Origin of the sequence: Paracoccus aminovorans, assembly GCF_001546115.1 — a bacterium.
In the GTDB taxonomy this organism is placed as follows: Bacteria; Pseudomonadota; Alphaproteobacteria; order Rhodobacterales; family Rhodobacteraceae; genus Paracoccus; species Paracoccus aminovorans_B.
Window position 1 is genome coordinate 815,129 of record NZ_KQ955209.1, and the last position, 24,633, is coordinate 839,761.

A 24,633-nucleotide genomic window follows, 5' to 3' on the forward strand; every position below is an offset into this window, starting at 1 on the left:
TTTCATACTTTCAAAAGATAGTATTTCCATCTTCATGGATATGCGTTTTCTGGAAAGCTTCATCATGGTCGCGGATTGCGGCTCGATCGCCGAGGCGGCGCGACGGCTGAACATGACCCCCGCAGCCCTGGCCCAACGCCTGCGAGCCCTGGAAAGCGAACTGGGTCATGTCCTGGTCACTCGCAATGGCCGTGTAGTCCAGCCCACCACCGAGGGGCTGGCGATCCTGGACCAGGCTCGGGCGCTGGTGCAGGGGACACGCGATCTTCGGGCGCTGGCGGCCAATGGCGTGCCGGCCGGGCAGTTGCGACTGGGCGCAACCGCGACCTCGCTGACCGGCCTGATGCCGACCATTCTGACGCGGCTCAGCGCCGAGTATCCCGCGATCGAATATTTCGTCCAACCCGGCTCCTCGGTCGACCTGTATCACCGCGTGGTCGACGGCCAGCTCGACGCGGCGATCATCGTGCAGCCGCAATTTGCCATTCCGAAGGCGACCGACTGGCTGACCATTCGCAACGAGCCGCTGGTGTTCATCGCTTCGGAGCGCGCACCGGAACTAGAGCCGCATGCCCTGCTGCGGCAATGCCGCTTCATCCGCTATGACCGCAATCAGTGGGGCGGGCAGATCGTCGACCGCTACCTGATCGAGAACGGGCTGGTGGTGCAGGAATGGCTGGAGCTTGATGCACTGGACGCGATCGCGGCGCATGTCGACTGCGACCTCGGCGTTTCGATCGTCCCCGACTGGGCACCGCCCTGGCCGGCCGGGCTTCGGTTGCGCAAGCTGCCACTGGAATTCCGGGACACGCGCAGGACCGGGGTGATCTGGCGTCGGTCCGGCCCTCGCGCGCCCGCGATCACCGCTTTTGTCAAGGCTTGCGCCAAGGGCATTCGCCCGCTCTAGGTATGCGCAAGGTCATTCCCTAACTCCTGCCCCGTAGCTGCGCGATAGTACGCACCGCCGCCGGTGCGGTGCTTGGCTAATCGTGTTGTCGCGTGAGACAAAAGCAGGTGACGGCCTAGCATCAGCACTTCGATCACCTGTTTCAGATGCCTCGCAGAGCCGCATGAAGATCACCCGGCGCGAGGCGACGCCAGCCAGCAGGGGGAGACCCGCTTGCCGATCAGTGACACCCTCCTGGATGGTGGTGTGCAGGAGGAGTAGAGGCGCAGCACAGACGATTGCCGCCTCGAAAGATGGCGGGCGGGACGGACGGTGCCACCCGGCGTCGCCAAGGCAGGGTCCAAGCAAGCAGCGGGGCGGCGACGTCGATCAGTTCCGTATGACGGATCACCTGCCCGAAACCGTGCCAACAAGGACGGCCTCACAAAGGCCGCCCGCCAAGCAGCGCGAAACGGGCGGACATCCGGCCTGATCACCACACGCCCTGCGTTGCTGCGGACAGATCAGCGGCCGATGGCGATCCCCTCGCGTCGCGGATCGGCGCCGCCGGTCAACCCGTCCGGACCAATGGCGATGGCTTGCAGGCCCGAGGTCAGTTCCGTTTCCTTCACCTCGAATCCGATCCGGGCCAAGGTGTCGGTCAGAGCGGCAGGCAGGCCGGGTTCGACATCCATCGGCCCGAAGCGGTTGACGATATTGGGCAGTGCCACAGCCTGCTGAACGTCCATGCCCCAGTCCAGGTGCGCGATAATGGCCTTGGCGACATAGCCGATGATCCGGCTGCCCCCGGGCGAGCCGACGACCAGCACCGGCTTGCCGTTCTTCAGCACAATGGTCGGCGCCATCGAGGATCGCGGCCGCTTGCCCGGCGCCACGGCATTGGCGATGGGCCAGCCATCGGCGTCATGGGTCTCGAAGCTGAAATCGGTCAGTTCGTTGTTCAGCAGAAAGCCATGTGCCATCACCCGCGATCCGAAGCCGTTCTCGATGGTGGTGGTCATCGACAGTGCGTTGCCGTCGCCGTCCACAATGGAGATATGCGTGGTCGAGGGCAGTTCCAGCGAGGTATCCGCGCCCCACAGTCTTGCGTGATCCCAGCCGGGTCGGCCGGCGCTGACCTCGGGCAGGGCATCGTCACCGGCCAGAAGCTTGCCCCGCTCGGCCAGATAGGCGGGGTCGATCAGTCCCTGTGTCGGCATCGGCACATGCTCGGGATCGGCCATGTAGCGCCCCCGGTCGGCGAAGGCCAGACGCGAGGCATCGCCGATCAGCCGCCAGCTTTCGGGGCTTTCGGCCCCCAGCGAGGCCAGATCGTAGCCGCCCAGCATGCCAAGGATCTGCCCCACGGTCAGCCCGCCCGAGGACGGCGGTCCCATGCCGCACACGTCGTGGTCGCGATATTCGACGCAGACCGCCGGACGCTCGACCACCCGATAACCGGCCAGATCGGCCATGGACAGCAGGCCGGGATTGTCCGCCGCCCCGCGCACGGCGGCGGCGATGCCCTCGGCGATCTCGCCCTTATAGAAGCCGTCGGCTCCTTCGGCCGCCAGCTTGCGCAGGGTCGCGGCATAGGCCGGGTTCTTCAGCGTCGCGCCTGCTGCGACGGGCTGGCCACCGGGAAAGAAATAGCCGGTCGTCGCCGGATCCGCCTGCAGCGCCTCGCCTTCGGCCGCGACCAGCTCAGCCAGCCGGGGCGAGACGATGAAGCCCTCGTCCGCCAGCCGGACCGCGGTATCGAACAGCCCGGCCCAGTTGGTGCGACCCCATCGGCGATGCGCCTCCCCCAGCAGTGCGGGCGTTCCCGGCGTACCGACCGAGCGGCCGCCGACCACCGCCGCCATGAACTCCAGTGGCTGGCCCTGATCGTCCTGGAACAGCGTAGGCGTGGCGGCCATGGGCGCGGTCTCGCGCGCGTCGAGCGTGGTCAGTTTCCCTGTCGCCGCGTCATACCAGACCAGGAACGCCCCGCCGCCAAGGCCGGAACTTTGCGGCTCGACCAATCCCAGCACGGTCTGCACAGCGACCATCGCATCCGCCGCGCTGCCGCCGGCCTCCAGCACCCGCGCGCCGGCCTCGACCGCCTGCGGATGCGCTGCCGTTACCATCCAGTCCTGCGCTGCGACCGGGCGGCCCTCGGCCTTGGTCGTCAGCGCGGCCCGTGCCGCCTCGTCCAGCGGGCCGAAGCTTTCAGCAGCGACGCCCGCCGCGGCATCCGCCTCGGGTGCGACCGCGTCGGTCGCCTGTTGGGCCATCCCCGAGACGGTGCTACCCAGAAGCAGCGCCACTGCCAGACCTGTGCGTGTCATTTCCACCCTCCTTGCTGATGAGGCTAGTGTGATCCGCGCGCGCCATCGGTGCAACTCAAGGGATATCAGCGGCTGCAGGGTCTCGATGTTTGATCCGGGGATTACAACGCCGTTGATTTTTGTCGTAATGGGACTTCCACGACGAATAGGACAAGACGTAATCCGCGGCTTCCTGCGAGGCGCTCGACCGCACCAGTGCGCTTTATGATATCGTGTAGGAGACCGGTCGTCCCCTCGATGTCCGTCTCGTCGCGCGCCGGAAGCACAGTGCCCCGAAGTCGAGGCCTTCTTCGCCTAGTCGGAGCGGCAGTTCCCGCGGATTCCCAGCAAGGGTGCTTGGTCAAGGCCTTGCGTTACGGGCTGAGCCGCCGGAGCGCCCCCAGCCTGCTCTTGTCCGATGGGCGCGTGGGTGTCGACACGGATGTTGTTGAACAGTCCCTTTCTCAGACCTTGTTCGGTTTTGGCGGCTTGTTTCTCCACGTTTGGGCCATGCGGGCATAGGCCGCCTCCGCCTGCGCGACGAGTTCCATCTCTCGGTGACGAATTTCCTTGATCCAATAGTCGTGGCCCGGACCTGCTGGTCCATGAGCCCGTGGGGCACCGGCGCGCAACTCGAGTTTCCGCATCTTCATCGCGACGAAGGCCGGTCGCGCCCATCGATAGGGGGCCTCCTTTGTGAGCAGCTGCCAGATCAACGCTGCAATCTTGCGCGCGGTCGCGACGGCGGCGACGTTGTGCCCCTTGCGATCCTTGATCCGGAGAAAGAAGGCCCGCAACGGCCCCGGCACGGAAGCGGCCGACCAAGCGGCCTCTATCAGCATGGTGCGCCCGATCGTATTCCCTTGCTTCGAGATCCGACCATGGATGGCGCCGCGTTCGCCAGACTGCCGGATCCGGGGTGTCAGCCCGAAATAGCTTGCGAGACGATCGGGTGCGGAGAAGCGGGAGATGTCGCCGATCGCGGCAATGACCGCGGTGGCGACCGCAACATTGATGCCGGCTATGCTCATCAACTTGCGCATGCGGCTGTCGTCGAGCGCGATACCCGCCAGTGCCTGATCCAGTTTCGCCAGCTTCCCTTCCAGCCAGTCCAGTTCATCCAGATGCCTGATAAGCAGATCGCGCTCCGCCTTCGGCAGCGGTGCCGAGGCCAGCCATCGCCTGCCGCCTTTGCCGAACAGGTGTCCGGCATATTTGGCGACGAGGTTCGCATGCAGGACAGCCTGGACCCGGCTCTTGACCCGGCGGATCGATCTCACCGCCGCTGCGCGTTCGGAAACGAGGCGCCGCAGATTCAGCGTCCGGTCATCTGCGGCCCAGACCTCCGGCAGGAAGCCTGCGGCATGAAGTTTCGCCAGGATTCTGGCGTCCACCTTGTCGGTCTTGACCCGCGCATGGGCGATGGCCTTCACCTGCAGCGGGTTTGCGATGACGACCCGCGCCACAAAAGGTGTCAGAAGCCTGACGATGGCCGCAGTATTGCCCGTCGCCTCCAGAACGACCTCGTCATCCGGACGCAGGGTCTGTCCGAAAACCACCACCGCGTCATGATCAAGATCGATCCTGACATCTGTCGTGCTTCCATCCTCAAGGATCGCAACCTGCGCGAAGCTTCGATGAACATCCATTCCTATGGATCGCATGCAAAATCCTCCCTGTTGCCGATGGAGGAGTGCGCGGGCTGTGCGACATCTACGGATACGCGCTCACAGCGCAGACGGGATAGTCGCAGGGGCGGCCAGATAACAACGCGAGCTCGCAGCTCAAAGTCAATTCGGCCTGCCCGCTTCTTCGCACTCCGACGCCCCTGTCCCGACACGGCAACTCTACCATGACCAGGTCAGAGTCGCGTGCTGTTCGATGGGCGCCGAGAACAGCATGCCCGATAACAACCCCGCCGAACGCGCCCCGCGCCCGATCGGCGTCGGGCGCGGCAACCGCTTTTCGCCGGGGCGGATACCGGAGCCGAAGCACTGGCCCGCGCCATGACCATCATCGAGACGCCTGGCCGCCATCCTGATCCCGGAGAAATTCCGGGTGATCGTCACCCGCTGGCCTGAATACGCGTTCAAGAACTGGGATGGCGTCAACTAGGCGTTGGCCCGGGCACATATCATCGAAAGCGGGCTGCCAACTGATGCGCTTTTGGCGCATATTGCCGTCTCCAAATACGCCGACGGCCTTCCGCTTTAGCGCCGGAGGGGGACCCTGGTTGCAGCTGTTCCGGTTGCTCTAAAGGAGTTGCCCCACGCCGCTATATTGAAATTTTCACTTACACTATTATTTAGAATTAGTTCCTTTATGTTAGGCATTCTCTCATATACGCTGAGGTTCACAAGTTGAGCCAACAGGTGCGCTGTGAGCGAGAATACGGATACAATGGAGGTTTCGGTCTGGCGCGGAGCAGGAGATCGGGGCGGCTACCAAGCCTTTTCGGTGCCGGCCCACGACAATCAGACCGTGCTTGACGTGGTCAGCTGGATCCAGCAGGCTGTCGATCCGTCGCTGACCTATCGCTATGCCTGCCGGGTGGGCATGTGCGGCTCTTGCGCGATGATGGTCAACGGTCAGCCGCGCTGGACCTGCCGGACGCATGTCAAACGCGTGCTGGAGGACGGCAAACTTCAGATCGGACCGCTGCGCAACCTGCCGGTCATCAAGGATCTGGCAGCGGACATGGACCCGTTCTTCGACAAATGGGTCAAGGCCGGCGGCGTTCACAAGCCCAGCCGCAGCCGCGCTGAGCCGATCCAGCAGGTCAGTCCGGATGAACCTGGACGCGTCGTCGCCAATACGGCGATCGAATGCATCAACTGCTCGGTCTGCTATGCCGCCTGCGACACGGTGGCGGGCAACCCCGATTACCTGGGCCCGGCGGCGCTGCAGCGCGCCTGGACGCTTTACAACGACGTGAAGGTCCAGGACCGGCAAGCGATCCTGGATGCCGCCACCGGTCCGGGCGGCTGCATGAACTGCCATTCGCAGGGCAGCTGCACGCGCTTCTGCCCCAACGAGCTGGACCCGCTGAGCGCCATCGCCGGGCTGAAGCGCGCCGCGGCAAAGTCGTTCCTGAAGGGAAGGGGATAGCATGCTTGGACTTCGTCTCTACATGGCGCAGCGACTCAGCGCGATGGTGATGGGGCCGCTGGTGCTGGGGCATCTGGCGGTCATGGTCTATGCCATCCAGGGCGGGCTAAGCAGCGCGGAAATCCTGGCCCGCACCCAAGGCAGCGTCGCGTGGTTCCTGTTCTACGGCGGTTTCGTGCTGGCCGTCTCGATCCATGCCGCCATCGGCTTGCGGGTGATCCTGCACGAGACGACCGGCCTGCGAGGCCTGGCACTGGAGCTTTTCACCTGGGTCATGGGCCTGGGCCTGCTAATCATGGGGGCGCGCGCCGTGGCGGCCGTGACGGTGCTGTGATGATCAAGCCGCATCGCAAGCATCCGCTTTGGCTGGCCTATATGCTGCACCGCCTGTCCGGCTTGGCGCTGGCGCTGTTTCTGCCCGCGCATTTCTATGTCCTGTCCCTGGCGCTGACCCGGCCCGAGCGGTTGGACCGCTTTCTCGGCTTTGCCGAGAACCCGCTGGTCAAGCTGGCCGAGTTCGGGCTGGTCTTCCTGCTGGCGGTGCATTTCTTCGGCGGGCTGCGCCTGCTGGCGCTGGAGTTCCTGCCCTGGTCGCCGCGGCAGAAAAGCCTGGCCGCCGGCACCATCGCGGGCGCCTTCCTGATCTCTGGAACCTTTCTTCTGCGGGCGGTGTGAACCATGGCTGCGACATTCGACATCGAACGGGACGAGACCGACATCCTGATCCTCGGCTCGGGCGGGGCCGGGCTGTTCGCGGCGCTGCATGCCCAGCAGAGCGCGCCCGAGGGCACCCGGATCACGCTGGCCGTCAAGGGGCTGATCGGCAAATGCGGCTGCACGCGCATGGTGCAGGGCGGCTATAACGTCGCACTGGGCGGCGGCGACACCGTCGAGCGGCATTTCATGGATACGATCAACGGCGGCAAGTGGTTGCCGAACCAGGACATGGCTTGGCGGCTGTGCGAACAGGCCGTCGTCCGCATTCGCGAGCTGGAAAACGAGGTCGGCTGCTTCTTCGACCGCAACCCCGACGGAACGCTGCACCAGAAGGCCTTCGCCGGCCAGACCGCAGACCGCACCGTTCACAAGGGCGACCTTACGGGCATCGAGATCATCAGCCGGTTGATGGAGCAGGTGCTGGCCCGCCCGATCCGCAAGCTGCAAGAACACCGCGCCATCGGGTTGATCCCGACCGCCGACGGGGCCTCGCTGGCGGGGGTGCTGTTCATCGACATGCGCACCGGCCAGTTCCGCTTCGTGCGCGCCAAATGCGTGATGATGGGCACGGGTGGCGGTCCGACCATGTACAAGTATCACACGCCTTCGGGCGACAAGACCATGGACGGGCTGGCCATGGCGCTGCGCATCGGCTTGCCGCTGCGCGACATGGAGATGGTGCAGTTCCATCCCACGGGCCTGCTGGCGGGCGACCATACCCGCATGACCGGCACCGTGCTGGAAGAGGGGCTGCGTGGCGCCGGCGGTCAGTTGCTGAATGCCCGTGGCGACCGCTTCATGTTCGACTATGACGCGCGCGGCGAGCGGGCCACGCGCGACGTGGTCAGCCGCGGCATCTATGCCGAGATGCGCAAGATGAACGATCCCAGCCAGGTCGGCATGTTCATTTCCATGAGCCACCTCGGCCCCGAGAACGTGCGCAAGAAATTCGCCGGCATGGTCAAGCGTTGCGCCGATTCCGGCTTTGACCTGGCCGGCGGCAAGGTCGAGGTGGTGCCGACCGCGCATTACTTCATGGGCGGCGTGGTGGTTGATCCGGATACCCGCACCGAGATGGAGGGGCTTTACGTCGCGGGCGAGGATGCGGGCGGCGCGCATGGCTCGAACCGGCTCGGCGGCAACGGCGTGGCGAACTCGACCGTCTTCGGCGGCATCGCCGGCGACGTCATGGGCGCCGACATCCGGCGCATGGGCGCGCTGCGCGATCCCGACGACACCGTGTTGGCCGCCGAGATCGAACGCGCCAGTCATCCCTTCTCGCAGGCTGTCGCGCCGATCCAGCCCCTCCGCCACAAGCTGCAAGAGGCGATGTGGGAGGATGTCGGCGTTATGCGCACCGGCGCCGGCCTGCAGCGCGGCCAGAAGCGTATCGCCGAGATTCGGGACGAGTTGATGCAGACCGGGATCGATCCGGCGAAGCTGGCCTTCAACCTGACCTGGCATGACTGGCTGAACATGGCCTCGCTGGTCGAGGTGTCCGCGGTCATCGCGCGGGCGGGCGAGTTGCGCGAGAACTCGCGCGGCGCGCATTTCCGCGAGGATTTCCCGGAAAGCGGCGATCTTGAGACCTCGTATTTCACTCTCGCGCGGAAAAAGGGCGAGGACCTGATGCTAAGCCGCGAACAGGTGCAATTCACCATCGTCCGGCCGGGCGAGACGATCCTGCCCGAAGGCGAACCCGAGACGCTGGTTGCCGCGCAATAGCCGACCGAAGAGGAAGCCAAACGTGATACCGATCAACCTGATCCAGGCCACCGCCGAAAAGCTGATGGCCAAGGCGGCCATCGAGATCCCCGAGGATTATCTAGAGGGCCTGAAGACCGCCGCGAAAACCGAGGACGGCGACCTGTCGTCCTTCGTCCTGCAGGCGATGCTGGAGAATTACGAGGCCGCCAAGCAGGACCGGCGCGCGATGTGCGGCGACACCGGCACACCGCGCTGGTATGTCAAGATGGGCAACGACACCCGCATCGAGGGCGGTCCCGTCGCGCTGGAAGAGGCGCTGCGCCGTGCCACCGCCAAAGCGACCAGCGGCGTGCCCCTGCGGCCGAACCGGGTGCATCCGCTGTGGCGCACCGACCACAACAACAACGTGGGCATCGGCGCGCCCGAGATCGAATACGGCTATGAGCCGGGCGGCGAATGGATTGATTTGATCACGGTCCATAAGGGAGGGCTGTTCGGCACCGACTACCGGATGCTGTTCCCCTCGGACGAGATCCAGGGGATCAAGCGGTTCTATCTCGACAGCCTGGTGGCCTTCGGCAAGCGCGGGCTGGCCTGCCAGCCGGCAATCATCGGCATCGGGCTCGGCGGCTGCAAGGACACCTGCATGGTGCTGGGCAAGCGTGCCGCCTGCCTGCGCACGGTGGGCGATCGCAACAGCGATCCGCGCATTGCTGCGCTGGAGGAGGAGTTCAAGGAACTTGGCAATTCCATCGGCATGGGCGCGATGGGCTTCGTCGGCAGGAACATGGTGATCGACACCCATATCGAGGTCGGCTATTGCCATACCGGAGGCATGCAGATGTCGGTTCATGCCTTCTGTCTGTCCTCGCGCCGCGCCGTCGCGCGCATCTTTCCCGACGGGCGGGTCGAGCATCGCACCGATCCCGACTGGTTCACCCCCTATCAGCGGCGCGAGACCGTGGGCTGGGACATGGCAATGGAGGCCGCCGAATGAGACCGCGTGAAGTCATCCTGTCCACCACCCCGACCCCCGAGGAGATCGCCGCGCTGCGGATGGGCGACATCGTCTATCTGAACGGGCTGATGTATACCGCGCGCGAGGGCGTCTATATGCGCGCGCTGGAGGACAAGGCGAACATCCCGATGGAACTGCCGTCACAGAGCGCGGCGAATTTCCACTGCTCGCCCGCCGCGACCATCCGCGAGGATGGCAGCTTCGACATGGGCGCCGTTACCGCCACCGCCAGCTTCCGCTTTGCGAAATGGCTGCCCGAGTGGATGGCCAAGACCGGCGCCAAGCTGATCATCGGCAAGGGCGGCATGTCGTCCAGGGACTACAAGGAATATTTCGTGCCGAACGGTGCCATCTATCTCTCGACCGTGGGTTACGGCACCGGTGCGTTGCTGGGCCGCGGCGTCGAGAATGTCGAGGCCGTGTACTGGAACGAGGAACTCGGCCTGGCCCAGGCGATGTGGGTGATCCGCTGCAACCGGATGGGGCCGTTCCTGGTGGCCTCGGACCTGGAAGGCAACTGCCTGTTCGAACGCGAGAACGCCAAGATCGCCGAGAACCTGGAGCGCGTCTACGAAGGCACCAAGCCGGCCGTCCTCAAGCGGTTCGGCGAGACGGACGACCGCCGGGACGAGCTTATCGGATAAAGCAGGTTGTCCCAACCGTGCCCGGCACTGCGCGGTTGCTGTTCCTCGGCATTCTCTCGGGCTGTCACGGTAGCGCTGGCCGCACGCCTCCTTTCGGGCCATTGTGGCGTGTCGATCATGCCGATGGCCTCGGCATGGCCTTCGCTTTTCTGGCTGAACCGGGCTCCTCGGCCGCGGTTAGCGTCGAATTCGCCGTGAAAAAGAAGCTTCTGCGTTTCGGTGCCGGGGCTGGGCTTACGTTTCAGCAGATTGCCTCTGCCGGAATCGGCGTCGGCGGCCACGGTTACCGCAGTCTTGGACATGAAGACTTCATTGGCGAAGCTTGAGAGATCAACGCCATCGCCATTGTCTGCGGCCTGACCGTCCTGCTTGCGGCCTCCGCGCCGGCCGCCATCCAGTTGCTTCATATCTTAAAACTGACTGAAGGAAGATCGCGATGTTCATCGATATGCGCACATATACGCTGAAGAACGGGAATGTGTCCAAATTCCTCAAGCTCTACGAGGCAGAGGGGCTGGCGGTGCAGACCCGCATCCTCGGCAATATGGTCGGCTATTACTTCACCGACATTGGTCCGCTGAACCAGATCGTGCATATGTGGGGCTATGACAGCATGGACCTCCGTTGGGAGCGTCGCAAGGCGTTGCAGGCCTCGGAGGAATGGCAGGCCTATGCTGTTCAGATGCGCCCGCTGGTCGATCACATCGAGAACAAGATCCTGGTCCCGGCGCCCTTTTTCAAGCAGGCCTGAGATCTTGGATAAAAAGGGCCGGCGACCTTCGCCGGCCCTTTTCAAATGAGCTCACGCAAGGCAAGAGCCAAGCCCGAGGCGAGCATCACCCCGATCAGCAGACGGCGGAACTGCGTGTCGTCCAGGTGGTGAAACAACCTGATACCGAAATGGGCACCGATGAGGGTGGCCGGCAAGGCAAACGCAATCAGCGTCAGGGTCTCGCGGTCATAGAGGCCTTGCAAGGCGAAAAGCGCGACGGCTGCGCCCAGAATGCCTACATTGTAGGGTTGCAGCACGGCACGGGTTTCACCCTTGGGCCAAGGGCGCATGGCGCACCACATCGTGGGTAGAGCGCCCGACAGGGATGCGGCGCCGCCGAGGATGCCCCCCGCAAAGCCGATGCCGATATCCATTCCCGGCGTCGGTCTTTCAAACCGAGGCAGGGAGCGGCGCAACGTGAAGAACCCACCGTAGGCGATCATGAAGCCTGCGATCACCAGCTTGAGGACCGGCGCGCTGATCACGTTCAGCAGGGTCACGCCCATGGGCAGCCCGATCAGGCCCGGGACAAGAAAGCGCGCCAGCCGACCCGGGCGGTCTCGGATCTCGCGCCGGGTGATCCACAGCCCCTGCAACCCGCTGACGACCGACATGACGACCACGATGGCCACGGCCTGCGGGGGCGGCATGATCTGTAGCCACAGTCCCAGAGACAGCAGGGCCGTGCCGAACCCCGCCAGGCCGTTGATGAACCCGCCGGCGAATGCTCCGGCAAGAAGCGCCGCAAGGAATCCTGTCGTCATATCGGTTCCGCTTGTTCCAGGTTGCCGGCAGAGAACTTGCCGCCGTTCAAGGCATCCGTCATACGCCATGGCGGGAGGTGAAGCAGCACCGGTTCCCGTGTCACGGTAACGCATTTCCGCAAGTAGCGCTTACATTTAGCTTAAATAAACATACAAATGTTCATTTAAATTTAAAATGACCGTCTTTTGGCCGGAGCGCAAGCCATGACCTTCTTTCCGGCTGAAAGTCTTTCAGACTATCCGGACAATCGTCTCGGGCGAGAATGTGCCGACCTCGACGGCGCGTTCCATCGCTTGGGCAATCTCGCTGAAAACGCGATTCTTGGTGCTGTCCTTGCGCTGGACCAGTCCCAGATGCCGCATGGGCGCGTCCTTGAGCGACAGTGGAATGCGGCGCAACGGCGGGGGATTGGCGATCCGGACGCAAGCCTCGGGGACGATCGAGACGCCAAGGCCGGCGAGCACCATGCTGTAGATCGCCTCCAGTCCCGCCAACTCCATATTGTCGTTGGCCGTGATGTTGTTCGACAGCAGCCATTTTTCGATGATCGAGCCCACCACGGCGTCGCGCGTGAACCGGATGAAGGGGTTTTCATTGAGGATCCTGATCGGATCGTCATCCGTGATCTGCTCGGAACAAATCAGGACCAGTTCCTCGGAGGCGATGGGGTGCCAGATCAAACCGACCGGCAGCATGTCGGGCTTGGAAATCAGCGCGCCGTCCAGTGCGTTTCGTTCGACCTGGTGGATCAGCGGGATGGACAGTCCCGGAAACAATCCCACATGCAGTTCCGGGCATTTCGTCTTCAGCATCGCCGTGGCAAAGGGCACCAGCCCGGTCAGACTCGTCGGCACGGCACCCAGGCTGAATTCGCCCTTGAGGCCATCGTCCCCCAGCACCGAAGGCACGATGTCGTCATAGGCGCGCACCACTTCGCGCGCCTTGGCCAGCAGCGCCCGCCCGATCGGCGTCAGTTCCGGGGTGCGTTTCGAGCGATCGAATACCGCGACCTGCCACTCGGCCTCCAACGCGCGCATCTGCTGGCTGACGGCGGCATGGGTGACAAAAACCGCATCCGCGGCGGCGCTGAACGTGCCGTGATCGGCGACGGCAATCAGCGTTCTGAGTATCCGTATGGACATGGCAGCCCTCCATCTCAATTCTATTATGAAATTTATCTTACGATTTTTGCAAGAATAATTTATTTGATTTAGCAGGTCTTTCGGTTCACATCGTTCCGGGGACGCAAGCTTTTACGGCAGCCAGCAGGAGGGACCGATGGGAGTCGCTTTTCGACCAACCCGTGCGTTGAGGGAACATGCCTATTTCGCGGGTGCGTGGCGTGGCTCGTCGGACGGGGCAAGCATCGCGGTCACCTGTCCCGCGACAGGGGCGCATATTGGGGAGGTGCCGCGGCTGACGCAAGAGGACACCGCCTTGGCCATCGAGGTCGCCGCGACGGCCTTCGTCGACTGGTCGGCCCGCACCGCCGCGCAGCGGGCGCAGGTGTTAAGGCGTTGGCACGCCCTGATCCTGCGCGAACGCGAGGCGTTGGCGCAGATCCTGACGCTTGAGCAGGGCAAGCCGCTGGCTGAATCCCGCGCCGAAATCGACATCAGCGCGGCCTATGTGGAATGGTTCGCCGAAGAAGGCAGGCGGGTTTACGGTGACGTCATTCCGTCGCCGGTCGGCGGTCGCCAGACCATCGTGACGAAGCAACCCGTGGGCGTGACCTGTGCGATCACACCGTGGAATTTCCCGGCCTCGATGGTGACGCGCAAGCTGGCTCCGGCACTGGCGGCCGGCTGCACCATGCTGGTCAAGCCGGCCGAGCGTACGCCCTTCATCGCGCTGGCCCTGGCCGAACTGGCGGAAGAGGCGGGGATGCCACCGGGCGTGCTCAGCGTGCTGACCGGCAAGTCGCGCGAGATCGTCAAGGTCTTGACCGACAGCCCGGTGGTGCGCAAGCTGTCTTTCACCGGCTCGACCGCCGTGGGCAAGGATCTGATCCGGCAATGCGCTGACACCGTGAAGCGCATGTCGATGGAACTGGGTGGCAACGCGCCGATCATCGTCTTTGACGACGCCGATATCGAGGCGGCGCTGGACGGCCTGATGGCGCTGAAGTTCCGCAATGCCGGCCAGACCTGCGTCTGCGCCAACCGTATCTTCGTGCAGCGGGGCATTTTCGAACAATTTGCCGAAGCGTTCGTGCAGCGGGTCCGGGCGCTGAAAATCGGTGCGGGGGATCAGCCAGGAGTCGAGATCGGGCCGCTGATCAACGCCGATGCCGCGCAGGACATGGGCCGGATCGTCGCCCGTGCGCTGGAGCAGGGCGCCGAACTGCTGACCGGTGGCGCGCCGAAACCGGACAGCGCCTTTTACCCGCCGACCGTGCTGGGCGGCGTGACCCCGTCGATGGATGTGGCGCGGGACGAGATCTTTGGTCCCATCGCGCCCCTGCTGGTCTTTGACGACGAGACCGAGGTCGTGGCGCAGGCCAATGACACGCCCTATGGGCTAGCGTCCTATCTTTATACCCGCGATCTGGCGCGGGCCTGGCGTGTGTCTGATGCGCTGCAATACGGCATGGTCGGCATCAACGAGGTGGCCATCTCGAACGAGGTCGCGCCTTTTGGCGGCGTCAAGGAATCGGGCTTCGGCCGCGAGGGATCGCGCTACGGCATCGAGGAATATCTCGACATCAAATATCGCTGCATGGGCGGGCTTTCAGCCTGAACCCGGGCACGGGCACTCTTCAAGGGAGGGGGTAAGACGCATGGCTACCGAAGCAAGCGCGGTCGGCTTGGACAGGAATCAGCGAACAGATGAGAAAGCCGTTTCCGCGTCCGTGGCCGGGCGTAAGCTGCCGGGCAGGAGCAAGTGGCGCAAGATGCTGGCGCGGCCGCCGGTCATCAGCGCGCTCTCGGTCGCCGCGGTCCTGCTGATCTGGTTCGCTGCGACGAGCTGGTTCCAGCTGGCGCCCGCCGGACGGTTTCCCACGCCGCAGGAGTTCTGGTCGTCGCTGCGGCAAAGCCTGTTTGCCGGCTATGCCGGGGGAACGCTGGTCGGGCATGTCTGGAACAGCCTGCGCCTTGTCGTGATCGGTTTTGCCTGCGCGTTCCTGACCGGCGTTCCGCTTGGGCTGCTCATGGGATCCAGCCGAACGGCTGAAGCGGTCATCAATCCGATCTTTTCGCTGATGCGTCCGATTCCGCCGCTGGCCTGGATTCCCCTGGCGATCCTGTGGCTGGGGCTGGGAAGTGCCGCCAAGGTGATGGTGATCTGGCTCGCCGCCTTCGTGCCCTCCGTCATCAACTCCTATACCGGCGTGCGCGGCATCGACAAATCGCTGATTGCGGCGGCACGGATGCTTGGCACCCCGAGGGGCAGGATGATCGGCGAGGTGATCGTTCCCGGCGCGCTGCCGTTGATCTTCACGGGTCTCAGGCTGTCGCTTCAGGCGGCATGGACCACGCTTGTCGCGGCCGAGATGGTTGGGGCTTTGACCGGGGTGGGCTTCGTCCTGAACGTCGCCCAGCAGGACATCTACCCGTCCATGATCCTGGTAGGAATGCTGACGGTCGGCGTGCTTGGCTGGTCGACCACATGGGCACTGGCCGTCGTCGAGCGCAGGATGCTGGCGCGCTGGCCGCAGGGAAGGAGCTGAACATGGCTTTGACGACCGGACGATCCTTGCTGCTGGCGACGCTCAGCCTGCTGTTATTTTGCACGATCTGGTTTCTGCTTCCGGCCACCGGTCTGGTATCTGAGCAGTTCCTGCCCAATCCGGTCGCGGTGCTGGAGCGCATCGTCACGTTGATCGGGGACCCGTTTGCCGGGGCCACCTTACCCACGCATCTGTCTTACAGCTTCGGACGCTTCTTCGGCGGCTTCCTGCTGGCGGCGCTGATCGGGGTGCCGCTGGGCCTGATGATGGGCTGGTTCCCGACGCTGGATGCGCTGGCGACTCCCTTGCTGGACGGCTTGCGCTTCATCGCGCCTATCGCCTGGGTGCCTTTTGCCGCGCTGTGGTTCGGCACCGGCGTCGGCGGGCCGATCATGATCATCTTTGCGGGTGCGTTTCCGCCCTGCGTCATCAACGCCTATCAAGGGGCCAGGCACGTCGATGTCAGGCTGATCGAGGCCGCGCGGATGCTGGGAACCAGCAATATCCGGATGATTACCCAGGTGATCATGCCGGCCGCCATCCCCTCGATCATCGCGGGGCTGCGCATCTCGGCGGGGCTGGGCTGGCAGTCGTTGATCGGTGCCGAGCTCATCGTCGCTTCGACCGGCGTCGGCTTCATGATGGTCCAGGCGCAGGCGAACGTTGCGACATCAACCGTGGTCGCCGGGATGGTCGCCATCGGCGTCGTCGGCCTGCTGATCGATATTCTGCTTCGGCGGTTCGAGCGCGCCGTGACGCGCAACAGATAAATGGCTCGGCAGGAGGATAAAATGGGTTCCATTCGTTTCGAGAACAGCGGAAAGACCTACGGAAACGGCCCCGGTGCCTTTCTGGCGCTGGAAGGCGTCACGCTGGATGTCGCCGACAAGGAGTTCGTCGCCATCGTCGGTCCTTCGGGCTGCGGCAAGACGACCTGCTTGCGCATGGTGGCGGGATTTGAAAGCGTCACCTCCGGCCGTGTGCTGGTCAATGGCAAGGATGTCGTCGCTCCCGGGCCGGATAGGGCGGTCGTTTTCCAGCAGTTCGCGCTTTTCCCTTGGAAGACCGTCGAGGAGAACATCGAGTTCGGCCTGCGCAACAAGAATGTCCCGAAAGGTGAACGCAGGGATCTGGTGCAAGGCGCGCTGGCGCTGATGGGGCTGGAAAGCCACGCCTCCGCCTTTCCGCATCAGCTCTCAGGCGGGATGCAGCAGCGGGTGGCGATTGCCCGGGCCTATGTTCTCGACCCCGCGGTGCTACTGATGGACGAGCCGTTCGGGGCGCTGGATGCGCAGACCCGCGTCGTCATGCAGGAGGAGCTGGTGCGCCTGGCGCGGGTGCAGCCCCGCACGGTCCTGTTCATCACGCATGGCGTGGAGGAGGCCGTCTATCTGGCCGACCGCGTGGCGGTCATGACGCGGCGGCCGGGCCGGATCAAGGAAGTCATCGACGTGAAGTCCGTCCGCACAGGCGAGAAATGGGACGATCTCGAACGGATCGAGGATGTCATGGACACCGAGTCCTTTGTCCATCTGCGCACACAGATCTGGAAGTCGCTTCGGGAAGAAAAGATTGCGGCCAACTAGAACCGCATATCAGGCGCCGGTTTCGGCCGGCTGGCATATCACGGGAGGAAGGAATGTCTCGGAAATCTGGCCTGGCGGCCGCGGCCGTATTGGCTTTTGGCCTTGTTGCGTCCTTGCCCGGCGCGTCCCTGGCGGCGGACAAGATCACCGTCAGCTATCAGCCGGCGATGTATTGGGCGCTGCCGCTTTATTTCGCGTCGCAGAACGGCTGGTGGGGCGAGGTCGGGCTGGAGCCCGAGTTCGTCACCTTCCCTGCCGGCGCGCCGCAGATCGCGGCGGGATCGTCGGGCTCATGGGACGTGGGCATCACCGGCGCGGTTCCCGCGGTCCTGGGCGCCTCGCGGTTCGATATCGAGACCATTGGCATTGCGAATGACGAATCCAGGACGAATGCGCTGGTCGTCGCGGGAGCCGGTGCGGATGCCATCATCGCCGATCCGACGCGGATCAAAGGCCAGCAGATCCTGCTGACGACCAACTCCACCGTCGATTTCACCGCCCGGAAATGCCTCGAGAAGTTCGGCGTGAATTTTGGCGATGTCCGGTTCGTCAATCTTGGGCAAGCGCAGATCATCACGGCGATGTCGTCGGGAAATGGCACGGCCGCCGGGGTCTGGGCGCCCAATCTCTATACGCTCGAGGACAAGGTTCAGGCCAAGCTCCTGTGCAGCGGCGCGGATGCCGGAGCGATGGTGCCCAGCCTTTTGGTCGCAACCAAGAGCTATGCCGAGGCCGCGCCCGACAAGATCGACCGGTTCCTTGCCGTCTATCTGCGGGGTTGGTCATGGGCCAAGGCGCATCCCGACGAGGCCAAGACGCTCGCGATGGAATTCTACAAGAGCGGCGGGCTCGAGGTGACGCCAGAGGCGATGGACAAGGAGTTCGCGCTTCGCCCCGTTTTCCTCCTGGATGAGCAACTGGGCCTTATGGCGCGCTCAGATGGTGCCTCCGAGGTCGAGGGGTGGACGAACGAGATCGGCGCGTTCCTGAAAACCGTCGGCACGATCTCGGAACTGCCGAACAGCCAGGTCTATGTTACCGACCGGTTCCTGCGGGCCGTGGCCGGTGATGAAAAGCTGCGGGCCTTTGCGACCGAGTTCAACCAGAAATAGGCCGATCTGCGGGCCGCATCATAACAAGGGACCGTTTGCCGCCGTGCCGGTGACGGTCCGACCAGAAGGAGGAAGGAATGGCCAGCATCGGATTCATCGGCCTTGGGCGCATGGGACATGCCATGTCGCGCAAGCTTCTCGAGGCCGGGCACGAGGTATGGGTTTTCGACATCAACCCGGCGGCGGTCAAGAGCATCGCCGAGCATGGCGGACATGCGGCAGCGAGCGCGGCAGAGGCGGCCGGCAATCGCGATTTCGTCGTGACGATGCTGCCGAACGGCCCCGATGTCGAGGAAACCCTGTTCGGCGCGCCCGGCGTGGCGCGCGCCATGTCGAAGGGCACGCTCTATATCGACATGAGCACCATTGCGCCGGATGCGACGGATCGGATTGCCGCGCGCCTTGCGGAGATGGGCATCCGCATGGTCGACGCGCCGGTCGGCGGCACATCGGAATTTGCCGAGCGCGGGCAATTGCTGATCCTGGCCGGCGGCGCAGCGCAGGACGTCGAGGCGGCGCAGCCGGTCTTTGACGCCGTGGGCCGCGAAACCATCCATTGCGGCGCGAGCGGGGCGGGAACCCGGACGAAGCTGGTCAACAACTACATGTCCACCGCGCTGAACACGCTGACTGCCGAAGCGCTGGTCTTTGCAGAAGCGGCGGGGCTGGATGTCATGCGCACGGTCAAGGTGCTGGCCGGGACCACGGCGGGCAAGGGCTTCCTGACCGGCGCCTATGACCGCAAGATCTTCAGCGGCGACATCTCGCCCGAGTTCGGCCTGGCGCTGGCGTCCAAGGACCTGAACCTCGCCCTTGCCTATGCTGCCGGCCTCAACGTCCCGCTGGGGGTCGGCGCGGCGGCATCGCAGGTCTATGCGATGTCGCGGGCGGACGGGTTCGGGCCGAATGACTGGTCGGCAGTTCTCGAAACCTTGCGGCTCAAGGCCGCGCTGCCCGGCAGGTCTTTCGGCGGCTAGGTCGCGGCTGGAACTGTGACAAGCACCGCGGCGTCCTGGGATGCCGCGGTGCTTTTGCATTGCGCCTGGAATTACGCGATGTGCGAAAGCAGCGCCTCGGGCAGGTCGATGCCTTCTGTCACAGCCTTCTGGCGCTGGGCGATGCGGCGCGAGCCGGGGATGCGGGCATTTTGCTGCGCCTCGATGGCGGCGGCCAGATGCTCGACATGGCTCAGCGTGCCGGGACCGCCCAGGATCCGGGGATCTAGGGCGATGAGCAACTGCCCCGTCGCCGGCGGCCCGCCCTGGTCGTCCAGGAAGGACGAGGCATCGGCGGCGTATTGCGCGCCGGTCAGCCCGGCGGCCAGCAGTTCGACCATCAGCGCCAGCGCCGTGCCCTTGGCGTCGCCGAGCGGCAACATGGTCCCCGCCAGTGCCGCCACCGGATCGGTGGTCGGCCTGCCCTCGGCATCGAGCGCCCAGCCCTCGGGGATCGGCGTGCCCTTTTGCTTGGCTGCCATGATGTTGCCGCGCGCGACCTTGGACAGCGACATGTCGATGACGATCGGCGCGCCCTGCGGGCGCGGGCAGGCGAAGGCGATGGGATTGGTGCCGAACAGCGCGGCGGTGCCACCCCAGGGCGCGATGGCCGCGGGCGTATTGGCGAACAGCAGGGCGGCCAGCCCTTGTTCGGCCAGCCGCTCGACCACGAGACCCACTGCGCCGCAATGGTGCGACCGATGGATCGAGGCGGCGGCGATGCCCATTTCCCGCGCGATGGCGGGAAGCTGCTCGACCGCCAGGTCGAGCGCCGGATAGGCAAAGCCATGCGCGGCGTCGATGCGCAGGACCGCGGGTGCGACGCGCTTGGCCACCGGAACGGCAACGGGGTCGATCTTGCCGCTGCGCACCTGCGACAAGTAGCTCGGCAAGCGCGACAGCCCGTGGCCTTTCAGCCCGTCGGCCTCGGCCCCGACCAGGGCCCGCGCCACGGCCCGCGCCGATGGCTCGGCGATGCCCTCGTCCCGGAGGGCGGCGGCGACAGCGGCCTGCGCCTGTGTGATGGATGCTTTCGTCATGCCTGTTCGCGCTCCAGATGGTCCAGGACGTTCCTGACCGTCAGCCAGGACACGCGGTCGTTCGATTCCACAGTCACCCCGGCGATATGCGGGGTCAGCACCAGGTTGGGCACATCGGCGAAGGCGGCGCCCGCCGCGGCGTCCAGCGGCTCGGTCTCGAACACGTCCAGCGCGGCACCGCCCAGCGTGCCGGCTTTCAGCGCAGCGACGACGGCAGCTTCGTCCACCACGCCGCCGCGTGCCGCATTGATCAGGATCGCATCGTCGCGCATGCGGGCGATGGCGGCCGCGTCGATCATCCGGCGGGTGTCGGCGGTCAGCGGCACGTGCAGCGAGATGACGTCCGAACCGGCCAGCAACTCGTCCAGCAACATCGGCGTGACCTTGCCCCAGGATTGGGCCCAGGCCGGGCTGTCGGGTGCCAGGAAGGGATCATAGGCCGCGACCTTCATGCCAAGCGCCACCGCGCGCCGGGCGGCCGCCCGCGCGATGCTGCCAAAGCCGATCAGGCCCAGCACCTTGCCCGAGATCTCGCGCCCGGTCAGGCGGTTGCGCGGCCATGCCCCGGCGACCAGATCGGCATTCGCGCGATAGGCTCCGCGCAACAGCAGCATGGCGGTGCCGATGACATATTCCGCCACCGAATCGTCGTTCGCCCCCATGGCGGGACAGACCGCGATGCCGCGTGCCTTGCAAGCCTCCATGTCGATATTGTCCAGGCCGACGCCGAGACGGCCGACGACACGCAGGTTCGGGGCCATGTCCAGCAGGGCCGGGCGGACCTGCGTGCGGTTGCGCACGATCAACGCGCGGGCGTCGGCCAGAAGGGGCGCCAGCGCCTCGGGCCTGTCGACCAGCGAGGGATCATACACCACCTCGCGCCCGGCAAGCCCTTCGCGGACGGCGACCTCGTCCATGAATTCGGTAATGATTATCATCTTGGCTCTTTCACAGCTGCATGGGATGTCGGGCGGCCTGCGCCGCCCGGTCGCATCACTCGGCTTTTCCGCCCAGGGCTTGCTGCCAGGTCTTGATCTCGGCCTGGAACTTGGCGTCGTGGGCGGCGGGGCTTCGCTGGTCCGCGGGGAAGGTCGAGGTGCCCACGGCGGCAAAGCGGTCCAGGATCTTCTGGTCATCCAGCGCGACCTGCAACGCCGCGTTCAGCTTGTCGACGACTTGGGGCGGCGTGCCGACGGGGGCGTAAAGCCCATGCCAGATGGTGAAGTCGAACCCGTCCAGCCCCAGTTCCTGCAAGGTGGGCAGATCCTTCAGTGCCTCCATCCGGTCGGCCGAGGTGACGGCATGGCCCTTGACCGTGCCGCCTTCGAGCTGCGGAATCGAGGTGGTGGACTGGTCGCACATCACATCAATGGCGCCGGCCATCAGGTCGTTCATGGCCGGGCCGGTGCCCTGGTAGGCCGCCAGCGTGAACTTGGTGTCCATCGCTTTTTGCAGCAGCACCGCGCAGAGATGCGAGTTCGAGCCGACGCCGGCATGGCCGACGGAGATTTCCTCGCCGCTTTCCTTCATCTTCTGGATCAGCGTGGCGGCGTCCGGGGCGTCGAAATCCTTGCGGGTCAGCAGCACCATCGGCCCCTGATTGATCAGCCCGATCGGCGCGAAAGCCGTCGCGGTGTCATAGGTCAGGTTGGGGTAAAGCGTGGCCCCTGCCGCCAGCGAGACATGCGCGATCAGCAGCGTATAGCCGTCCGGGTCGGAGCGGGCTACACGGGCCGCGCCCAGCGTGCCGCCGGCACCGCCCACGCTTTCGACCACGAGTTGCTGGCCCAGCGTCCCCGACATCGACTGGCCGACAAGGCGCGCGATGGCGTCGCTGGGACCCCCCGCGGCAAAGGGCACGACCAGGTTGACGGGACGCTCCGGATAGTCTTGCGCCGTCGCGATTCCCGCTGTCAGCGTCGCGGCGGCCGTGGCGATGACTCGCAGAAAATACTGCATGAATACTCCTCCCTTGTTGTTGCGCCGCTCTTCCCCCGGGGGCAGCGACGCGTGTATGTCGCCTTGCTCTTATATCATATCTCTTATATAAAACTACAGATGATCGAACGGGCGATGCGTCAGCAGTGGAGGGCGGCGCATCGCCCCGGATCACGCTTCAGGGAGGAGAACAAGAATGTCTCAAGACCCAGTTCAGCCAATACAGCCGGAGACGCTGAGCCCCGCCGGAAATGGCGGGAGCAGGCTGCTGAATCAGAATTTTATCGGCGGCTTGTGCCTGCTCGGGCTTGCCGGCGGCGCATTGCTGGCCATGGGCGACCTGTCCAGCGGCACGTTGCGCGCGATGGGGCCGGGCGGGATGCCGCGCGGCATGGCTTGGCTGATCGCCGTGATCGGAACCGGGATGGTCGTCACCGGCATCTTCCGCGGCGGCGAGCCCATCCCGCGAATCGCGCTGCGCGGGCCGTGCATCATCATGCTGGCCCTGATCGTCTTTGCATTGACGATCAGGCCGACTCCCATCGGGTCGTTCACCACGCCCGGCATCGGCATCGTCGGGGCGGGACCCCTGGCCGTCCTGATCGCCGGCTTCGCCGAGCGGGAACGCGACTGGCTGGACCTCGCGATCCTGGCCGCCGCGCTGACCGCATTCTGCATCCTGCTGTTCGGCTATCTTCTGAACCTGCCGATGCCGGCCTTTCCCGTGTCCTGGCTGAAATATTTTCCCGGCTGGAACCAGAGGCAGGTGATGCTGCTGGTTTCGGGCGTGCTGCTGGTCGTGGCGCTGGCGCTGTTCCTGGTCCGGCTGCGGCGCGGAGGGAACGCCTGATGGAGCTTATCCAGAATCTTGGGCTGGGCTTTGCGGTCGCGCTGTCGCTGCAAAACCTGGGGCTCTGCCTGCTGGGCTGCCTGGTCGGAACCCTGATCGGGGTGCTGCCGGGGGTGGGGCCCATCGCGACCATCGCCATGCTGCTGCCGATCACCTTCGGGCTGGACCCGGCGGGGGCGCTGATCATGCTGGCCGGCATCTATTACGGCGCGCAATACGGTGGCTCGACGACAGCGATCCTGGTCAATATTCCCGGCGAGGCGACCGCCGTCGTCACCACGCTGGACGGGCACGCCATGGCGCGGCGCGGACGGGCCGGCATCGCGCTGGGGATTGCGGCCATCGGCTCGTTCTTCGCCGGAACGGTCGCCACCTTGATCATCGCGGCGCTGGGGCGCCCCCTGACTGAGCTGGCCATGCTGTTCAGGCCGGCAGAGTATTTCTCGCTGATGCTGATGGGCCTCGTCCTTGCGGTCGTGCTTGCCAGCGGATCGGTCATTCGCGCCATCGCCATGGTGATGGTGGGAGTGCTGCTGTCCTGCGTCGGCACCGATATCGAGACGGGCGAGGCGCGCATGACGCTGGGCTGGTTCTCGATTGCCGACGGGATCGACTTTTCCGTGCTTGCCATGGGCATCTTCGGCATCGCCGAGATCCTGCGCAACCTGGAGGTGACCGAGGCGCGCGACGTGGTCCGGGCGCGGATCGGCCGCCTGCTGCCGGGGCGCGAAGAGCTTGGGCAGAGCGCCAAGCCGATTATGCGCGGCACGGTCCTGGGCGCGATCCTTGGCCTGTTGCCCGGCAATGGTGCGGTGCTGGGGCCCTTTGCCAGCTATGCGGTGGAAAAGCGCCTGGCCAAGGATCCCTCGCGCTTCGGCAAGGGTGCGATCGAGGGCGTCGCCGGGCCGGAATCGGCCAATAACGCGGGGGCGCAAACCTCTTTCATCCCGATGCTGACGCTCGGCATTCCGCCCAACGCCGTCATGGCGCTGATGGTGGGCGCGATGACCATTTTCGGTATCGTTCCCGGCCCGCAGGTCATCACCGCGCATCCGCAGCTGTTCTGGGGCATGATCGCCTCGATGTGGCTGGGCAACCTTATGTTGCTCCTGATCAACCTGCCTCTGGTCGGAGTCTGGGTGCGGCTGCTGAAAGTGCCCTATCGGCTGATGTATCCCACCATCCTGGTGTTTTGCAGCGTGGGCATCTATTCGATCAACTCGCAGATCACGGATGTGCTGTTCATCGGCTTCTTCGGCTATGTCGGCTATGTGCTGGTCAAGGTCGGGTTCGAGCCGGCGCCCCTGCTGCTGGGCTTCGTCCTCGGCTCGCTGATGGAGGAGAACCTGCGCCGCGCGCTGGTCCTGTCGCGGGGCGATCCGTCGGTCTTCGTCACCAGCCCGATCAGCGCGGTCCTGCTGTTCATCTCGGCCGGCGTGCTAGTGCTTGCCCTGTTGCCCAGCGTCAGGCGCGAGCGGGACGAGGTCTTTGCCGAGGCCGACTGAGCTTGGGGAAG

General features: G+C 65.0%; 24 protein-coding genes and 3 pseudogenes. 19 read left to right on the plus strand and 8 right to left on the minus strand.

Going from position 1 to position 24,633, the window contains the following annotated elements; translation table 11 throughout:
• Positions 1-40 precede the first annotated feature (40 nt).
• Positions 41-907, plus strand: a complete 867-nt coding sequence (locus ASV56_RS15675; protein WP_301336102.1) for a LysR family transcriptional regulator — start codon at positions 41-43, stop codon at positions 905-907.
• Between the two features lie 503 nt (positions 908-1,410).
• Here the strand turns inward: ASV56_RS15675 and ggt are convergent.
• The gene (gene ggt, locus ASV56_RS15680; RefSeq protein ID WP_062562931.1) at positions 1,411-3,216 is read right to left on the minus strand and encodes a gamma-glutamyltransferase; all 1,806 of its coding nucleotides are present in this window, start codon (positions 3,214-3,216) and stop codon (positions 1,411-1,413) included.
• A 161-nt stretch (positions 3,217-3,377) separates the two neighbouring features.
• Between ggt and ASV56_RS24530 the strand changes: the two are divergent.
• Positions 3,378-3,657, plus strand: a pseudogene (locus ASV56_RS24530) (IS66 family transposase); the annotation flags it as partial.
• 2 nt (positions 3,658-3,659) lie between these two features.
• Here ASV56_RS24530 and ASV56_RS15685 read toward each other — a convergent pair.
• Entirely contained in the window at positions 3,660-4,844 is a 1,185-nt protein-coding gene (locus ASV56_RS15685) for an IS110 family RNA-guided transposase (RefSeq protein ID WP_082724872.1), read from the minus strand.
• Positions 4,845-5,100: 256 nt separating this feature from the next.
• Between ASV56_RS15685 and ASV56_RS23685 the strand changes: the two are divergent.
• The 8 genes and pseudogenes from ASV56_RS23685 to ASV56_RS15715 all read left to right on the plus strand — a co-directional run.
• Positions 5,101-5,219, plus strand: a pseudogene (locus ASV56_RS23685) (IS66 family transposase); the annotation flags it as partial.
• A gap of 13 nt (positions 5,220-5,232) precedes the next feature.
• Positions 5,233-5,406, plus strand: a pseudogene (locus ASV56_RS23690) (IS66 family transposase); the annotation flags it as partial.
• Positions 5,407-5,574: 168 nt separating this feature from the next.
• A complete protein-coding gene (locus ASV56_RS15690) occupies positions 5,575-6,303 on the plus strand; it encodes a succinate dehydrogenase/fumarate reductase iron-sulfur subunit (RefSeq protein ID WP_437435924.1) in 729 nt (242 codons plus the stop codon).
• Position 6,304: 1 nt separating this feature from the next.
• On the plus strand, positions 6,305-6,637 hold the full coding sequence (locus tag ASV56_RS15695) for a succinate dehydrogenase (RefSeq protein WP_062562934.1): 333 nt from the start codon (positions 6,305-6,307) through the stop codon (positions 6,635-6,637).
• Complete coding sequence (gene sdhC / locus ASV56_RS15700; protein ID WP_036698527.1) at positions 6,637-6,978, plus strand: succinate dehydrogenase, cytochrome b556 subunit; 342 nt, start codon at positions 6,637-6,639, stop codon at positions 6,976-6,978. The genes ASV56_RS15695 and sdhC overlap by 1 nt, the downstream gene beginning before the upstream one ends.
• A 3-nt stretch (positions 6,979-6,981) precedes the next feature.
• The gene (locus ASV56_RS15705; RefSeq protein WP_062562935.1) at positions 6,982-8,745 is read left to right on the plus strand and encodes an L-aspartate oxidase; all 1,764 of its coding nucleotides are present in this window, start codon (positions 6,982-6,984) and stop codon (positions 8,743-8,745) included.
• 22 nt (positions 8,746-8,767) lie between these two features.
• Positions 8,768-9,724: a fumarate hydratase gene (locus ASV56_RS15710; protein WP_062562936.1), complete on the plus strand. Its 957-nt coding sequence runs from the start codon at positions 8,768-8,770 to the stop codon at positions 9,722-9,724.
• Positions 9,721-10,389 (plus strand): fumarate hydratase C-terminal domain-containing protein, encoded by a 669-nt coding sequence (locus tag ASV56_RS15715; RefSeq protein WP_062562937.1) that lies wholly within the window; start codon positions 9,721-9,723, stop codon positions 10,387-10,389. The genes ASV56_RS15710 and ASV56_RS15715 overlap by 4 nt, the downstream gene beginning before the upstream one ends.
• On the opposite strand, the gene ASV56_RS23695 is transcribed toward ASV56_RS15715, so the two are convergent.
• On the minus strand, positions 10,314-10,796 hold the full coding sequence (locus ASV56_RS23695) for a hypothetical protein (protein ID WP_156429204.1): 483 nt from the start codon (positions 10,794-10,796) through the stop codon (positions 10,314-10,316). The genes ASV56_RS15715 and ASV56_RS23695 overlap by 76 nt on opposite strands.
• A gap of 29 nt (positions 10,797-10,825) precedes the next feature.
• Here ASV56_RS23695 and ASV56_RS15720 point away from each other — a divergent pair, with 29 nt between their 5' ends.
• Complete coding sequence (locus tag ASV56_RS15720; protein ID WP_062562938.1) at positions 10,826-11,140, plus strand: NIPSNAP family protein; 315 nt, start codon at positions 10,826-10,828, stop codon at positions 11,138-11,140.
• Between the two features lie 41 nt (positions 11,141-11,181).
• On the opposite strand, the gene ASV56_RS15725 is transcribed toward ASV56_RS15720, so the two are convergent.
• Positions 11,182-11,925 carry a sulfite exporter TauE/SafE family protein gene (locus tag ASV56_RS15725; RefSeq protein WP_062562939.1) on the minus strand — a complete coding sequence of 248 codons (744 nt, stop codon included), beginning with the start codon at positions 11,923-11,925 and terminating at the stop codon, positions 11,182-11,184.
• A 231-nt stretch (positions 11,926-12,156) separates the two neighbouring features.
• Positions 12,157-13,086 (minus strand): LysR family transcriptional regulator, encoded by a 930-nt coding sequence (locus ASV56_RS15730; protein WP_253880076.1) that lies wholly within the window; start codon positions 13,084-13,086, stop codon positions 12,157-12,159.
• A 118-nt stretch (positions 13,087-13,204) separates the two neighbouring features.
• Here ASV56_RS15730 and ASV56_RS15735 point away from each other — a divergent pair, with 118 nt between their 5' ends.
• The 6 genes from ASV56_RS15735 to ASV56_RS15760 all read left to right on the plus strand — a co-directional run bounded on the left by ASV56_RS15735 (position 13,205) and on the right by ASV56_RS15760 (position 19,271).
• Positions 13,205-14,665: an NAD-dependent succinate-semialdehyde dehydrogenase gene (locus ASV56_RS15735; RefSeq protein ID WP_062562941.1), complete on the plus strand. Its 1,461-nt coding sequence runs from the start codon at positions 13,205-13,207 to the stop codon at positions 14,663-14,665.
• Between the two features lie 40 nt (positions 14,666-14,705).
• Positions 14,706-15,596: an ABC transporter permease gene (locus ASV56_RS15740; protein ID WP_216635400.1), complete on the plus strand. Its 891-nt coding sequence runs from the start codon at positions 14,706-14,708 to the stop codon at positions 15,594-15,596.
• 2 nt (positions 15,597-15,598) lie between these two features.
• On the plus strand, positions 15,599-16,366 hold the full coding sequence (locus ASV56_RS15745) for an ABC transporter permease (protein ID WP_062562943.1): 768 nt from the start codon (positions 15,599-15,601) through the stop codon (positions 16,364-16,366).
• Between the two features lie 21 nt (positions 16,367-16,387).
• The gene (locus tag ASV56_RS15750) at positions 16,388-17,182 is read left to right on the plus strand and encodes an ABC transporter ATP-binding protein (protein WP_062562944.1); all 795 of its coding nucleotides are present in this window, start codon (positions 16,388-16,390) and stop codon (positions 17,180-17,182) included.
• A gap of 53 nt (positions 17,183-17,235) precedes the next feature.
• Positions 17,236-18,294, plus strand: coding sequence for an ABC transporter substrate-binding protein (locus ASV56_RS15755; RefSeq protein ID WP_062562945.1), 1,059 nt, complete (start codon positions 17,236-17,238; stop codon positions 18,292-18,294).
• A gap of 77 nt (positions 18,295-18,371) precedes the next feature.
• Positions 18,372-19,271 (plus strand): NAD(P)-binding domain-containing protein, encoded by a 900-nt coding sequence (locus tag ASV56_RS15760; RefSeq protein ID WP_062562946.1) that lies wholly within the window; start codon positions 18,372-18,374, stop codon positions 19,269-19,271.
• 71 nt (positions 19,272-19,342) lie between these two features.
• Here ASV56_RS15760 and ASV56_RS15765 read toward each other — a convergent pair whose 3' ends face one another.
• Genes ASV56_RS15765 through ASV56_RS15775 form a run of 3 tightly spaced genes read right to left on the minus strand, consistent with a single transcriptional unit; the run spans position 19,343 to position 22,288 of the window.
• Positions 19,343-20,329: an Ldh family oxidoreductase gene (locus ASV56_RS15765; protein ID WP_062562947.1), complete on the minus strand. Its 987-nt coding sequence runs from the start codon at positions 20,327-20,329 to the stop codon at positions 19,343-19,345.
• Positions 20,326-21,267 (minus strand): hydroxyacid dehydrogenase, encoded by a 942-nt coding sequence (locus tag ASV56_RS15770; RefSeq protein ID WP_062562948.1) that lies wholly within the window; start codon positions 21,265-21,267, stop codon positions 20,326-20,328. The genes ASV56_RS15765 and ASV56_RS15770 overlap by 4 nt, the downstream gene beginning before the upstream one ends.
• 55 nt (positions 21,268-21,322) lie before the next feature.
• On the minus strand, positions 21,323-22,288 hold the full coding sequence (locus tag ASV56_RS15775) for a tripartite tricarboxylate transporter substrate-binding protein (protein WP_062562949.1): 966 nt from the start codon (positions 22,286-22,288) through the stop codon (positions 21,323-21,325).
• A 271-nt stretch (positions 22,289-22,559) separates the two neighbouring features.
• On the opposite strand from ASV56_RS15775, the gene ASV56_RS15780 reads away from it, so the two are divergent.
• On the plus strand, positions 22,560-23,117 hold the full coding sequence (locus ASV56_RS15780; protein WP_216635401.1) for a tripartite tricarboxylate transporter TctB family protein: 558 nt from the start codon (positions 22,560-22,562) through the stop codon (positions 23,115-23,117).
• Entirely contained in the window at positions 23,117-24,622 is a 1,506-nt protein-coding gene (locus tag ASV56_RS15785; RefSeq protein WP_216635402.1) for a tripartite tricarboxylate transporter permease, read from the plus strand. The genes ASV56_RS15780 and ASV56_RS15785 overlap by 1 nt, the downstream gene beginning before the upstream one ends.
• The last annotated feature ends 11 nt before the right edge of the window (positions 24,623-24,633 follow it).